The organism is Metabacillus flavus (genome assembly GCF_018283675.1).
Lineage (GTDB): Bacteria > Bacillota > Bacilli > Bacillales > Bacillaceae > Metabacillus_B > Metabacillus_B flavus.
The window spans coordinates 1,912,337-1,926,154 of record NZ_JAGVRK010000001.1; the positions used below are offsets into that span (position 1 = coordinate 1,912,337).

Genomic DNA, 13,818 nt, shown 5'->3' on the forward strand with positions numbered 1-13,818 from the left:
ACCGGCTGACATCAGCCGGTATTCTTGTGCAAGGAGGTATACAAAGTTGAAATATGCGCTTATTACTGGAGCAAGCGGGGGAATAGGGTCCAGAATTGCCGCAAAGCTTGCGGATGAAGGCTGGAATTTGTATTTGCATTATCACCGCAATAAGGACAAGGCGGAGCACCTGAAAAAGGAGCTTGAGAATAAAGGTATCAGCTGTTTGACGGTACAGGGTGATTTGTCCACAAAAGACGGGGTAAATGGGGTCCTCGGTAAAATCAGCCATCCGATTCAGCTCCTTGTTCTGTCCAGCGGAACGGCTCCTTATGGTCTTATAACGGATCTGGATGATGAAGAAATTCAAGCGCAGGTCCAGCTTCATGTTACAAGTCCGTTTCTCCTTGCAAAATCCCTGATTCCGGATATGGTTGCTGCCAAAAAAGGATCCATTGTTGCGATTACTTCCATTTGGGGTGAAAAAGGGGCCTCTTGTGAAGTGCTGTATTCAATGGTAAAAGGCGGGCAGAATACATTCGTAAAAGCGCTGGCAAAAGAGCTTGCGCCAAGCGGCATCCGCGTAAACGCAGTTTCTCCGGGAGCTGTAGACACCGGTATGCTAAGCAACTTCACTGAAGAAGATTTGCGGGAAATGGCTGAAGACATTCCTGCTGGCAGAATCGGCAGACCGGAAGAAATTGCAGATGCCGTCTGTTTTTTAGCATCGGAAAAATCATCATACATAACCGGCCACATCCTCTCTGTCAATGGCGGATGGGATTGAGGAAAAAAGCGGGGAATGGTGCATAAAAACACGTAAATCAGCAAAACTAACCTTGTAATCAATTTTTTGGACTGGAGGAATGAACAATGTCCGTATTGAATAATTGGGATTCATGGAAGAATTTCCTTGGAGATCGTCTTCATCATGCTGAAAACAGCGGGATGAGCCGTGAAACGGTTTCTGGACTTGCTTATGAAATCGGCGGATACCTTGCAAACCAAGTAGACTCCAAAAATGATCAGGAAAAAGTTCTTGCTGATTTATGGAGCGTTGCAAGTGAAGAAGAGCAGCATGCGATTGCGAACATGATGGTGAAGCTTGTCGGCAACAACGGAACTGAAGGAACGCACTAAAAAAGGGAGGCGCTGCCTCTCTTTTTTTATTTGGCATTGTTAAGATAACTTGCAGACTTTTTGAACACTTACCGGCTGGGGCAGTTTATTTAAGACTCCTTTGAAAGAGCAGGTTAAGGGAGACCTCTCATGCTTAAAGCTCTGAGAAGGCTTTCGGCCGGCCCTCTGAAGATTAAGTTCCTGGTCCGTAATCAAAAAAGAAGGTTTATTTTAATTCGAAGATCCTTAGCCAGCTTCTTCCTGCATTAAGAGGTTTAGGGAATTATTCTTTCTTATTACGAGGAAATGCTTTATTATAATCTTATAGGTACATTTCGCCTCAATCGAAAGGGGGATTCTCCTTGCAAAAGGAAGAATGGTACTTGGAATATGAAATCCAGAAAAACCGGCCTGGTTTACTGGGGGATGTTTCTTCCCTGCTGGGTATGCTTTCCATAAATATTGTGACGATTAATGGTGTTGACGACTCCCGTCGTGGACTCCTGCTAAAATGTGAACATAACGACCAGATTAAACGTCTTGAATCGATTTTACATACAATGGATACAATTACTGTGACTAAACTAAGGAAGCCGAAGCTTCGAGACCGGCTTGCGATCAGACACGGACGTTATATACAGCGTGATGCAGATGATAAAAAGACCTTCCGATTTGTTCGTGATGAACTAGGTTTGCTTGTAGATTTCCTCGCAGAATTGATGAAGCAGGACGGCCATAAGCTGATTGGAATCCGCGGAATGCCTAGAGTGGGAAAAACGGAATCGATCGTAGCTTCAAGTGTGTGTGCTAATAAAAGGTGGCTCTTTGTTTCCTCAACCCTTTTAAAACAGACGCTTCGAAGCCAGCTTATCGCTGATGAATACGATGCCAATAATTTGTTTATTATTGATGGAATTGTTTCAACCCGGAGAGGGACAGAACGGCATTTGCAGCTTGTACGTGAGATAATGCGCCTTTCCGCAACAAAAATTGTGGAACACCCAGATGTGTTTGTCCAGAACACGGAATACACTTTGGAAGACTTTGATTATATCATCGAGCTTCGAAACGACCCGGATGAAGAAATTACATATGAAGACGCTGAAGAGCCGGAAATGCTCGATCAGTCGGCTTTTTCTGGATTTGATTTTTAATTATGGAAGGTGTTACGGTTGAGTGAATTAGGAAATCGCCTTAAGCAAGCGAGGGAAGAAAAGCAATTAACTTTGGACGATTTGCAAACGATGACGAAGATCCAAAAAAGATACCTGGTCGGAATTGAAGAGGGCAATTATAAAATTATGCCTGGCCAATTTTACGTTCGTGCTTTTATTAAGCAGTATGCTGAAGCTGTCGGACTGGATCCTGATCAGCTGTTTGAAGAGTATAAAAAGGATGTTCCGGACAGCGGCCAGGACGAATTGCCCGGCCAGCTTTCAAGGGTGCAGACGCAAAGAGAACTTCCGGAAAGCGCATCAAAAGCAATTGACCTGCTGCCGAAAATTCTGATTATCCTCCTAATTGTCGCGGCTGCAGTCGTTATTTGGATGGTTAATCAGAATAACAGCGGAAGTGAAAAGGCTGCAAAGCCGAAGTCAGAGTCAGAATCAATCAGTTCAGAAGTGAAGATGGATGAATCATTGAAAAACAAGGAAACGAGCGAAAAAGCTGAAGAGAAGCCCGAGCCTCAGCCTGAACCGGCCAAAATAGAACCGCCTGCTCCCAAGCAGGCAATCAGCGGCAAAAGCACCGGTACAGCTTCTTCCACCTATGCTGTTTCAGGAGCGGAGAAACTGGAAATTGAAATTTCTGCAAAAGGATCTACTTGGATCGGTGTCAAAAACAGCAAAGGCAAATCCTTTTTTTCCGGGGTGCTAAATAGCGGGAAAATGCAAAAAATTGATGCAAGCAATGAAAATGAAGTTAAAATACGTATTGGAAACATGCCGAATACAGACATTAAAGTAAACGGAGAACCTCTGAAATACGTAATTGACCCTTCTAAAAAGATGACACAATCCATTACCATTACGTATACAAAAGCAGAAAAGTCATCTTCTTGATGGCTTTTCTTGCCATTTATTAAAAGTTTGCAGAGGATCTTCTTAAAAACAGATCCCGATGAAGGAGTAGAAACAAATGAATTTACCTAATAAAATAACGGTTTCACGTATTTTGCTCATCCCGGTGTTTATGTTTATCATGCTTTTTCCTTTTGATTGGGGTATGGTAACGATTTTAGGCACTGAAATGCCCGCTTCACAGTTCACAGGGGCCATGCTGTTTATTATCGCTTCCGTTACAGATTGGATTGACGGGTACTATGCCCGGAAATACAATCTCGTAACAAACCTTGGAAAGTTTCTGGACCCGCTTGCGGATAAGCTGCTTGTTTCCGCAGCTCTTATCATCCTTGTAGAGATGGGGCTTGCACCTGCCTGGATGGTAATTATCATTATCAGCAGAGAATTTGCAGTGACAGGGCTTAGACTGATTTTGGCCAATGAAGGAGAAGTAGTAGCTGCTAACTCGCTTGGCAAAATCAAAACATGGACCCAAATTATTGCCATTTCTGCCCTTTTGCTTAACAACTTTCCGTTTGAACCGCTGCATATTCCTTTTGCCCAAATTGCCCTTTGGGTGGCCGTCTTCTTTACTATTATTTCAGGCTGGGATTATTTCGCTAAAAACAAGAATGCTTTCTTAAACTCTAAGTAATAGAAAAGGAGCTTGTTATGAATACGAAAACAGAAATCATCGCCGTAGGATCCGAGCTTCTTCTCGGACAAATTGTCAACTCCAATGCACAGTTCATATCAGGCGAACTTGCAGAAATGGGCTTTAATACGTATTACCATACCGTAACCGGTGACAACGCCGGCCGGCTGAGAGCAGCCATTGAAGTTGCTCAATCCAGATCTAATGTCATTATCTTCACTGGCGGGCTTGGACCGACAAAAGATGATTTAACGAAAGAAACGATCGCTTCGCATTTAAATGTCAATTTGGTCACAGATGATGAAGCCATGTCATCAATCGAGGATTATTTTAAAAAGGTAAACCGGACGATGACTGAAAATAACAGAAAACAGGCACTTGTCCTCGAAGGGGCCCATATTTTAAAAAATGATACAGGAATGGCGCCGGGGATGGCTCTCGAAGCAGATGGAATTGTATATATCCTAATGCCCGGGCCCCCTTCTGAAATGAGGCCGATGTTCTCCAACTATGCCCGTCCTTATCTCTTGGAGCTGCTGGGCGAACAGGAAAAAATCATGTCCAGAGTGCTGCGGTATTTCGGAATTGGAGAATCACAGCTCGAAGCAGACCTTGAGGACCTGATTGACGGGCAGACAAACCCGACGATCGCTCCTTTGGCAGGAGACGGCGAAGTAACGCTGAGATTGACAGCCAGGCATAAAGAGGCCACTACAGCGACCCAGCTTTTGAATGAATTGGAGCAAACTATTAATGCGCGGGTCGGCGATTATTTTTACGGCTATGAAAGCACAAGCCTTCTCCAGGAAGTGACGGACCAGCTGATTGAGAGGAAAATCACCATTTCATCAGCAGAAAGTCTGACTGGCGGACTGTTCTCAGAACAGCTGACCACAGTGAAAGGAACTTCGAGTGTGCTGAAGGGCGGAATTGTATGCTATTCCAACTCAGTGAAGCAGAACCTCCTGAGGGTAAAGCCTGAAACTCTTGAAAACCACGGTGCAGTCAGCAGGCAGTGTGCGAGGGAGATGGCGGAGAACATCCGCCGTTTGGCAGAGAGCGATATTGGCATCAGTTTTACAGGAGTAGCAGGTCCGGAACCGATGGATAATCAGCCTGTCGGAACCGTTTATATCGGAATTGCCTCTGAAGCTCAGACTGAGGTTCATGAACTTAAGCTTGCAGGCAGCAGAGACGGAATCAGAAAAAGAACCGTCAAATACGGCTGCAGGCTCTTGATGAAGCACCTTGAAAAACATACAGCCATCTAAGCTGTGTGTTTTTTTATTTGGCTATGTTAAAGCATGGTGTTGATTTTTTGACACCTGTTGATTGGGGCGGAAGGCATGAGACTCCTGCGGGAGCAGCGGGACAGGTGTTTGCGGAAAAAGCTTTTTTAAAAGAATAACCCATTTGAAAATCCATTTTTCACTATGGAAAAAACCTATTTTCAAACACCATAAACAGAAAAAAACGAATAAGTGTTCGACTTTTTTCTTGGCAAATGATATAAAAAGAGATATAGTAATGATAGGTTAAAGATTAGAGGAGGAACGTTACATGAATGATCGTCAAGCCGCCCTTGATATGGCGCTTAAACAGATAGAAAAACAATTTGGTAAAGGTTCCATTATGAAGCTTGGAGAACAGACGGACCGTAAAGTTTCGACTGTTCCAAGCGGATCGCTGGCACTGGATGTTGCACTGGGTATAGGCGGATATCCGCGCGGCCGTATAATTGAAACATACGGACCTGAGAGCTCTGGTAAAACAACGGTAGCTCTGCATGCAATCGCTGAAGTTCAGCGTCAGGGAGGACAAGCTGCATTTATTGATGCTGAGCATGCTCTTGACCCGGTTTACGCACAAAAGCTTGGCGTAAATATTGACGAACTTCTTCTGTCGCAGCCGGATACCGGCGAGCAGGCGCTTGAAATTGCAGAAGCGCTTGTACGAAGCGGTGCAGTAGACATTCTTGTTATTGACTCGGTTGCTGCGCTTGTTCCAAAGGCAGAGATAGAAGGGGAAATGGGAGACTCCCATGTAGGTCTTCAGGCGCGTCTAATGTCGCAGGCACTAAGAAAACTGTCCGGTGCAATCAGCAAATCCAAGACAATTGCCATCTTTATTAACCAAATCCGTGAAAAAGTAGGCGTTATGTTCGGAAATCCTGAAACAACTCCGGGTGGACGAGCATTGAAATTCTATTCCTCCGTCCGTCTGGAAGTCCGCCGTGCCGAGCAGCTTAAGCAAGGCAATGATGTAATGGGAAATAAAACAAAAATCAAGGTTGTAAAAAACAAAGTGGCTCCTCCGTTCAGAACGGCAGAAGTAGACATCATGTATGGCCTGGGGATTTCCAGAGAAGGGGAAATCATCGATATGGGAACAGACCTTGATATCGTTCAGAAGAGCGGATCCTGGTATTCCTACAATGAAGAGCGTCTTGGCCAGGGACGTGAAAATGCTAAAATCTTTTTGAAGGAAAATCCACACATCGCTACTGTCATCCATCAGCAAATTAGAGATCACTACAATCTCGATGCAACAGCAGAAGCTCCTCCTGAAGAGGAAGAGGAACTGTTCGAACTCGAAGACTGATCTGATCCGATATATTACCAGCGGAAAGAGGGATGTTCTCCCTCTTTCTTTCTGTTTTCAGACCCATTTTGAATGAAAAGCAGACTATTCGGCAGGAAGCGGACAAAAAGGGCAAGATGACTGGCTTGACAAGTATTTTTCACAACTATACAATGAAATTGTGTATTTTGTTTTATTTTTAGTATTTTTTAACAAAGAACCTGATGATTTTGGCTAAAGCAACCATTTGGCTTGCCTTTAGCTGCTAACTAAAATCATCCTAAAGAAAACATGTGCAGTATATTGAGACCCAATGAAACAATGTACGTGCCGACACATTATTCGAGCAAGAAATGTTCATAGCAAGAGGAGGTGAGATAATGGACGCAACACTAATCATCTCCATTTTGCTTGGCCTTATCGTAGGTGTAGTTGTTGGCTATTTTGTTCGCAAATCGATTGCCGAAGCGAAAATTGCCGGGGCAAAGAGTGCCGCCGAGCAGATTCTTGAAGATGGAAAACGCGAAGCTGAAGCAGCTAAGAAAGAAGCGATGCTTGAAGCAAAAGATGAAATTCATAAGCTTCGTACAGATGCCGAACAAGAAATTCGTGATCGTCGAAACGAGCTACAAAAACAAGAAAACCGGTTATTGCAAAAGGAGGAAAACCTTGATCGAAAGGATGATTCTCTAGACAAAAGAGAAGCTGTTCTGGATCGTAAGGAAAACTCTCTAGCTGAAAGACAACAACATATTGAAGAGACGGAAAGCAAAGTGGATGAGATGGTTCGCAGGCAGCAAACAGAGCTTGAGCGGGTATCAGGCTTAACAAGGGAATCCGCCAGACAAATCATTCTTGACAAGCTTGAAAACGAGCTTTCCCATGATCTCGCTGTTCTTATTAAAGAGAGTGAGACACGTGCGAAGGAAGAAGCAGACAAACGGGCAAAAGAGATTCTTTCACTTGCGCTGCAGCGCTGCGCTGCTGATCATGTGGCAGAAACAACTGTGTCAGTTGTAAATCTTCCGAATGATGAAATGAAGGGCCGTATTATTGGCCGTGAGGGACGAAACATCCGTACGCTTGAGACACTTACTGGAATCGATTTAATTATCGATGATACGCCTGAAGCGGTAATCCTCTCCGGCTTCGATCCAATCCGCAGAGAGACGGCGAGAATCGCCTTGGACAAGCTTGTTCAGGACGGCCGTATTCACCCGGCAAGGATTGAAGAGATGGTGGAGAAATCCCGCCGCGAGGTTGATGAGTATATCCGGGAAGTCGGTGAGCAAACGACCTTTGAAGTGGGAGTGCACGGACTGCATCCTGACCTGATCAAAATTCTGGGCCGCTTGAAGTTCAGAACAAGCTATGGTCAAAATGTACTGAAGCACTCAATGGAGGTAGCTCATCTATCCGGTCTAATGGCTGCCGAGCTTGGAGAAGACATCACGCTTGCTAAGCGCGCAGGTCTGCTTCATGATATCGGAAAAGCAATCGACCATGAAGTAGAGGGAAGCCATGTCGAAATTGGAGTTGAGCTTGCTGGAAAATACAAAGAGCATCCTGTTGTTATCAACAGTATTGCATCCCACCATGGTGACCAGGAACCAACTTCAATCATTGCTGTAATCGTCGCAGCAGCTGATGCTCTATCTGCTGCTAGACCAGGCGCTCGAAGCGAAACCCTTGAAAACTATATCCGCAGGCTTGAGAAGCTTGAAGAGATCTCTGAATCATATGAAGGTGTAGAGAAGTCCTTCGCCATCCAGGCAGGCCGTGAAGTCAGAATTATGGTTAAGCCGGATACGATTGATGATCTTCAGGCCCACAGACTGGCACGGGATATCCGCAAGAGGATCGAAGAAGAGCTCGATTATCCTGGACACATAAAAGTTACGGTTATCAGAGAAACTCGAGCCGTTGAATACGCAAAATAAAGGCTCAGCGTGCACAGTATCCTTGTTTTGGATGACTGCACGGCCGGGCAAAATAAAGCGGTGCATTGCGCCGCTTTATTTTTTTTCTTTTTTAAGGGATATAATAAACAGCAAATACACTGCGTCCGGTGGAGGACGCTTTTATTCTTTAGCTCTGATAAAGTACTCTTTTTATTGAAGCGGAAGGTGCAAGAATTTTGCATAAAATCAACCCGGGAAACCCTGCAGCCCCAAATATGGCATGGGGTTTTCAACCCCTGCCTGAAACGTAAATCAACCGGCCTATAAAGCCGTTCTTTAAAAGCAAAGCTCAAATAGGAAAGGAATCGGTATACTATGAATATTTTATTTATTGGAGATATTGTTGGATCTCCGGGAAGAGAGATGCTTAAAACGTATCTTCCCAGATTGAAGTCTAATTACAAGCCAGATGCAGTAATCGTTAATGGAGAAAATGCGGCGCATGGAAAAGGACTGACTGAAAAAAATTTCCATGAGCTGATTCAAGCAGGAGCCCAGGTAGTAACAATGGGTAACCATACATGGGATAAACGGGAGATTACGGATTACATAGACAAGACACCCAATTTGATTAGACCGGCCAATTATCCGGAAGGTACACCGGGAAATGGCATGTTTTTTCAAAAAATGGGTAATAAAGAAGTAGCCGTTATTAATCTGCAGGGCCGGACTTTTTTGCCGGCAATTGACTGTCCGTTCAGAAAAGCTGATGAGCTGGTTGAACAGGCCAGAAAAAGAACACCTTATATTTTCGTGGATTTTCATGGTGAAGCTACAAGTGAAAAACAGGCCATGGGATGGTATTTAGATGGTAGAGTCTCTGCCGTAGTGGGTACCCACACACATGTTCAGACAGCGGATGAACGCATATTGACTAAGGGCACTGCCTATATCTCAGATGCAGGCATGACAGGACCATATGATGGGATTCTGGGAGTTGAGCAGGAGCCGGTTATCAGAAGATTTTTAACGAGTCTCCCGACAAGATTTGAAGTGGCGGAGGGCCGCACCCAGCTTAGCGGAGTCGTGATTAAGCTTGACAGCAAAACTGGTATGGCTCAGTCGATTAAAAGGATTGCAATCAATGATGATCACCCTTATTTTGATTGAATTTTTCGAAAAAACGGCTGTTAAGGCAGGAATACGGCTTCACGTTAGTGAATATATGTAGTAATGGAATGATTAGCCATTTTTGTTCAAAGTCCAGGGGATGCGTTTTGAACAAGATCCAACAACAGCTGTTCCAATGATCACTCACGATCCTTGGTAATGAATAAGGGGGAAATCAGTAATGGAGATATTAAAAGTTTCAGCTAAGTCTAATCCTAATTCCGTAGCTGGAGCGCTTGCCGGAGTATTGCGTGAACGCGGAGGCGCTGAGATTCAAGCCATCGGAGCGGGTGCGCTTAATCAGGCGGTTAAAGCCGTAGCAATTGCCAGAGGTTTTGTAGCCCCGAGTGGAGTCGATTTAATTTGTATTCCAGCTTTTACAGATATTCTGATTGATGGTGAAGAGCGGACTGCGATTAAACTAATTGTAGAACCTCGCTGATTTATAAGATGGAGGCTGACCGGCCCGGGAAGTCCCCCGCTTGCCCAATTTTTGCGGCAGCGGCAGGGACATGCCCAGGGAGCCGGCAGCCTCTTATTTTAGCATTCGGAGGAATGGCTGAATGAAAATTTTTGATGCGCATTGTGATATGCTCCTGAAGCTATGGCTGGATCCCTCAATCAATCCATGGGATGGCAGCGGGCTTCACACGAATTTGGAAAAACTTATTCAATTCAACGCGAAAATTCAATGTCTTGCTATATATATACCTGCAAATCTCCCCGCTGACCAGCAGTTCGGAGCAGCGATGGCACAAATCCGCATACTGTACGAGAAGATTTTAAAGCCGTATCCCCAGTTTAAGCTTTTGACTGCAGGAAAGCAGCAGGACCAGCTGGAAGATGAGGAGATTGGCATCATCCTCTCACTGGAGGGATGCGACTGTATCGGAAACCAGCTGGATCGTGTTTCTTTGCTGCATAAACATGGGGTCAGAATCTATAATCTCACATGGAATTATGCCAATTTGTTTGCTGACGGAGCTTTAGAGAAGAGGAACGCAGGACTCAGCCTGCTCGGGAAGACGTTCGTTGATTCCTTGAACGAACTAAACGCTTGGATTGATGTTTCGCATTTAAGTGAAAGAAGCTTTTGGGATGTCATGGAAGCTGCGGATCATGTCACCGCGACCCATTCGAATGCCTATTCACTGCTTCCTCATCCCCGAAATTTACGTGACAGCCAAATTAAGACGCTCATTGATCGGGATGCTCCGATCGGAATTACCTTTGTTCCAGACTTTATCAGCAAAGATCCGAGCATCAGCATGCTGTTAAATCATTTAGAACACATTTGTTCTTTAGGCGGGGAAAAGCACACCGGCCTTGGATCTGATTTCGATGGGATAAGTGATACCGTTCCCGGCCTTAACGGATATGAAGAATATGATAACCTGCTGAATGAAATATACAAACGCTATTCCGCTGAAGTGGCAGATGGGATTGTTTTTCAGAACTTTGCCGGCCGCATTCCGTTTTAAATATTCTAAAAAATTAAAAAACTTATTGTAATATGATGCTAGTCAGTCTAAAATGGGAAGCGTTTACTACATATTTACAAATTGAGGATAAGCTTAATAAAGGGGTGCACGGAAATGATTAAGCAGCTTTCATGGAAAGTAGGCGGACAGCAGGGGGAAGGAATCGAATCAACAGGTGAGGTTTTTTCCATCGCATTAAATCGGCTCGGCTATTACTTATATGGCTACCGGCATTTTTCATCGAGGATTAAAGGGGGCCACACAAACAATAAGATAAGGGTCAGTACATCTCAGGTACGGGCTATTTCAGACGATCTGGATATATTGGTGGCTTTTGATCAGGAAACGATTGATGTGAACTTCAGCGAGCTTAGAAAAGGCGGCATCGTATTAGCTGATTCAAAATTCAGCCCAGTGATTCCTGATGAGGAAACCGCTGCACTTTTTGCGATTCCCTTTACGGAACTGGCTGCAGAACTCGGCACATCCTTGATGAAAAATATGGTCGCAATTGGAGCCACGAGCACCATCCTTGACTTAAATCCGGATGACTTTTATGAGGTGGTGGAGGAAACATACGGACGAAAAGGCCAGAAAATCATTGAAATGAATATGAACGCCATTCAAAAAGGTGCTTCCTATTTAAAGCAGGACTTGCAGTATAATCGTACAGATCTTTATCTGGAAAAGACAGACAGAAAAAAAAGGATGTTTATGATCGGAAACGATGCGATTGCTCTCGGCGCACTTGCCGGCGGAGCGCGTTTTATGGCTGCTTATCCTATTACTCCTGCTTCCGAAATCATGGAGTATTTAATAAAAAAGCTTCCCGCATACGGTGGAGCAGTCATCCAGACGGAGGATGAGATTGCCGCTTGTACGATGTCAATTGGTGCGAATTATGCGGGCGCGCGGACATTCACTGCTTCGGCAGGACCTGGTTTGTCTCTCATGATGGAAGCCATTGGTTTATCCGGAATTACAGAAACCCCTTTAGTGATCGTGGATACCCAGAGGGGAGGTCCAAGTACAGGCCTTCCTACAAAACAAGAGCAATCTGATTTGATGGCGATGATTTACGGGACACATGGTGAGATTCCGAAAATTGTCATGGCGCCAAGTACGGTACAAGAAGCTTTTTACGATACAGTGGAAGCGTTTAATCTGGCTGAAGAATATCAGTGCCCGGTCATCATCCTGTCGGATCTGCAGCTTTCTCTTGGCAAACAATCAGTAGAGCCGCTTGAATTCGAGCAGATTCAAATAAGAAGAGGTGCCCTTGCAAATGAAAGCAGTCTTCCTGAAAGAGAGGGGAAAGGCTACTTTAAACGATATGAAGTTACAGAATCCGGAATATCTCCAAGAGTTCTGCCAGGTATGAAAAATGCTCTCCACCATGTTACAGGTGTTGAACACGATGAAACAGGAAAACCATCGGAAGTGGCATCCAATAGGCAAAGCCAAATGGATAAACGCCTTCGTAAAATGGAAGGCCTGCTTTTCCCTAATCCTATTCACAAACATGTCAAGCATGCCGAGGCAGATGTTTTGCTCATAGGTTTTAATTCCACAAGGGGCGTCATCGAGGAAGTGATGGAGCGCCTTGAAACAGAAGGCATCCGCGCTAATCACGCACACATACGCTTAATTCATCCTTTTCCTGCCAATGAGCTTCGTTCTTTAACCGCATCTGCAAAAAAAGTACTGGTGGTCGAAAACAATGCTACAGGCCAGCTTGCCAATATCATCAAAATGAATGTAGGATGCGCTGATAAAATGGTATCTGTCTTAAAATATGACGGAAACCCATTTCTTCCCAATGAAGTGTATTTCAAATGCAAGGAGCTGATCTAATGGCAACCTTTAAAGATTTTCGAAATGATGTTAAACCAAATTGGTGCCCGGGATGCGGGGATTTCTCTGTACAGGCTGCCATTCAAAGGGCGGCGGCTAATACAGGTCTTGAGCCTGATCAGCTTGCAGTTGTATCGGGAATCGGATGTTCAGGGCGGATTTCCGGTTATATTAATTCGTTTGGTTTTCATGGAATTCATGGGCGCTCACTGCCGATTGCCCAGGGAGTGAAAATGGCGAACCGCGATCTGACAGTCATAGCCTCCGGCGGTGACGGGGACGGATTTGCAATCGGAATGGGACATACCATCCATGCTATTCGCAGAAATATCGATATAACCTATATAGTTATGGATAATCAGATTTATGGTCTGACAAAGGGGCAGACCTCTCCGCGAAGCGAAGCTGGCTTTGTAACGAAAAGCACCCCTAACGGATCCGTCGAATCCGCCCTGTCTGTCATAGAACTTGCGCTTACAGCAGGGGCAACGTTTGTAGCACAGAGTTTTTCAACTGATTTGAAGGATTTAACATCGCTGATTGAACAGGGGATACAGCATAAAGGATTCTCGTTCATTAATGTATTCAGCCCCTGTGTAACATACAATAAAGTGAACACATATGATTGGTTTAAAGAGAATTTAACGAAATTGAACACAATCGAAACCTATGATCCCTCAAATAGAATTTCTGCGATGCAGACAGTTATGGAGTATAACGGGCTCGTCACCGGGCTGATCTATCAGGATAAGAACAGAGCCTCTTATCAGGAGATGATTCAAGGGTACAGCAAACAGCCGCTGTCCAAAGCTGATTTAGAAATAACTGAAGCTCAATTTGAGCAGCTGACAGCAGAATTTATGTGAAAGGCGTCTTTTAAGGCGCTATTTTTTTTGAAGTTTAAAAAAATCCTGAAAATTTCATATGGTGTGTTCAAGTGTCCATATGGAGCGGACTGGCATCTTTACTTCTCCTCGACTGTAATGATAGAATTTCAATGTAGTCATAGTTTCATT

Annotated in this window: 13 protein-coding genes; all 13 read left to right on the forward strand. The window is 44.4% G+C overall.

Annotated elements, in window-relative coordinates:
• Positions 1 to 46 precede the first annotated feature (46 nt).
• Positions 47 to 766, forward strand: coding sequence for an elongation factor P 5-aminopentanone reductase (gene ymfI, locus J9317_RS09800; RefSeq protein ID WP_211558205.1), 720 nt, complete (start codon positions 47 to 49; stop codon positions 764 to 766).
• 86 nt (positions 767 to 852) lie between these two features.
• Positions 853 to 1,119 carry a DUF3243 domain-containing protein gene (locus tag J9317_RS09805; RefSeq protein WP_035411740.1) on the forward strand — a complete coding sequence of 89 codons (267 nt, stop codon included), beginning with the start codon at positions 853 to 855 and terminating at the stop codon, positions 1,117 to 1,119.
• 341 nt (positions 1,120 to 1,460) lie between these two features.
• Positions 1,461 to 2,252 (forward strand): DUF3388 domain-containing protein, encoded by a 792-nt coding sequence (locus tag J9317_RS09810; RefSeq protein ID WP_211558207.1) that lies wholly within the window; start codon positions 1,461 to 1,463, stop codon positions 2,250 to 2,252.
• A gap of 18 nt (positions 2,253 to 2,270) precedes the next feature.
• Positions 2,271 to 3,161 carry a helix-turn-helix domain-containing protein gene (locus J9317_RS09815; RefSeq protein ID WP_211558209.1) on the forward strand — a complete coding sequence of 297 codons (891 nt, stop codon included), beginning with the start codon at positions 2,271 to 2,273 and terminating at the stop codon, positions 3,159 to 3,161.
• A gap of 76 nt (positions 3,162 to 3,237) precedes the next feature.
• Positions 3,238 to 3,816, forward strand: a complete 579-nt coding sequence (gene pgsA, locus J9317_RS09820; RefSeq protein ID WP_211558211.1) for a CDP-diacylglycerol--glycerol-3-phosphate 3-phosphatidyltransferase — start codon at positions 3,238 to 3,240, stop codon at positions 3,814 to 3,816.
• A gap of 17 nt (positions 3,817 to 3,833) precedes the next feature.
• Positions 3,834 to 5,087: a competence/damage-inducible protein A gene (locus J9317_RS09825; protein ID WP_211558213.1), complete on the forward strand. Its 1,254-nt coding sequence runs from the start codon at positions 3,834 to 3,836 to the stop codon at positions 5,085 to 5,087.
• A 289-nt stretch (positions 5,088 to 5,376) separates the two neighbouring features.
• Complete coding sequence (gene recA / locus J9317_RS09830; protein ID WP_211558214.1) at positions 5,377 to 6,417, forward strand: recombinase RecA; 1,041 nt, start codon at positions 5,377 to 5,379, stop codon at positions 6,415 to 6,417.
• A 359-nt stretch (positions 6,418 to 6,776) separates the two neighbouring features.
• Positions 6,777 to 8,336, forward strand: a complete 1,560-nt coding sequence (gene rny, locus J9317_RS09835; RefSeq protein WP_035411728.1) for a ribonuclease Y — start codon at positions 6,777 to 6,779, stop codon at positions 8,334 to 8,336.
• 336 nt (positions 8,337 to 8,672) lie between these two features.
• Positions 8,673 to 9,467: a TIGR00282 family metallophosphoesterase gene (locus tag J9317_RS09840; RefSeq protein WP_211558215.1), complete on the forward strand. Its 795-nt coding sequence runs from the start codon at positions 8,673 to 8,675 to the stop codon at positions 9,465 to 9,467.
• Between the two features lie 181 nt (positions 9,468 to 9,648).
• Positions 9,649 to 9,909: a stage V sporulation protein SpoVS gene (gene spoVS / locus J9317_RS09845; protein WP_010193268.1), complete on the forward strand. Its 261-nt coding sequence runs from the start codon at positions 9,649 to 9,651 to the stop codon at positions 9,907 to 9,909.
• A gap of 121 nt (positions 9,910 to 10,030) precedes the next feature.
• Positions 10,031 to 10,948 (forward strand): dipeptidase, encoded by a 918-nt coding sequence (locus J9317_RS09850; RefSeq protein ID WP_211558216.1) that lies wholly within the window; start codon positions 10,031 to 10,033, stop codon positions 10,946 to 10,948.
• Positions 10,949 to 11,062: 114 nt separating this feature from the next.
• Positions 11,063 to 12,802, forward strand: coding sequence for a 2-oxoacid:acceptor oxidoreductase subunit alpha (locus J9317_RS09855; RefSeq protein ID WP_211558217.1), 1,740 nt, complete (start codon positions 11,063 to 11,065; stop codon positions 12,800 to 12,802).
• The gene (locus J9317_RS09860) at positions 12,802 to 13,668 is read left to right on the forward strand and encodes a 2-oxoacid:ferredoxin oxidoreductase subunit beta (protein WP_211558218.1); all 867 of its coding nucleotides are present in this window, start codon (positions 12,802 to 12,804) and stop codon (positions 13,666 to 13,668) included. Before J9317_RS09855 ends, J9317_RS09860 begins: the two co-directional genes overlap by 1 nt.
• Positions 13,669 to 13,818 lie beyond the last annotated feature (150 nt).

What these genes read in the sequence shown, in the direction of transcription:
- J9317_RS09805 (WP_035411740.1), top strand. Translation starts at nt 853, where the DNA reads ATGTCCGTATTGAATAATTGGGATTCATGGAAGAATTTCCTTGGAGAT.
- pgsA (WP_211558211.1), top strand. Translation starts at nt 3,238, where the DNA reads ATGAATTTACCTAATAAAATAACGGTTTCACGTATTTTGCTCATCCCG.
- J9317_RS09825 (WP_211558213.1), top strand. Translation starts at nt 3,834, where the DNA reads ATGAATACGAAAACAGAAATCATCGCCGTAGGATCCGAGCTTCTTCTC.
- recA (WP_211558214.1), top strand. Translation starts at nt 5,377, where the DNA reads ATGAATGATCGTCAAGCCGCCCTTGATATGGCGCTTAAACAGATAGAA.
- rny (WP_035411728.1), top strand. Translation starts at nt 6,777, where the DNA reads ATGGACGCAACACTAATCATCTCCATTTTGCTTGGCCTTATCGTAGGT.
- J9317_RS09840 (WP_211558215.1), top strand. Translation starts at nt 8,673, where the DNA reads ATGAATATTTTATTTATTGGAGATATTGTTGGATCTCCGGGAAGAGAG.
- spoVS (WP_010193268.1), top strand. Translation starts at nt 9,649, where the DNA reads ATGGAGATATTAAAAGTTTCAGCTAAGTCTAATCCTAATTCCGTAGCT.
- J9317_RS09850 (WP_211558216.1), top strand. Translation starts at nt 10,031, where the DNA reads ATGAAAATTTTTGATGCGCATTGTGATATGCTCCTGAAGCTATGGCTG.
- J9317_RS09855 (WP_211558217.1), top strand. Translation starts at nt 11,063, where the DNA reads ATGATTAAGCAGCTTTCATGGAAAGTAGGCGGACAGCAGGGGGAAGGA.
- J9317_RS09860 (WP_211558218.1), top strand. Translation starts at nt 12,802, where the DNA reads ATGGCAACCTTTAAAGATTTTCGAAATGATGTTAAACCAAATTGGTGC.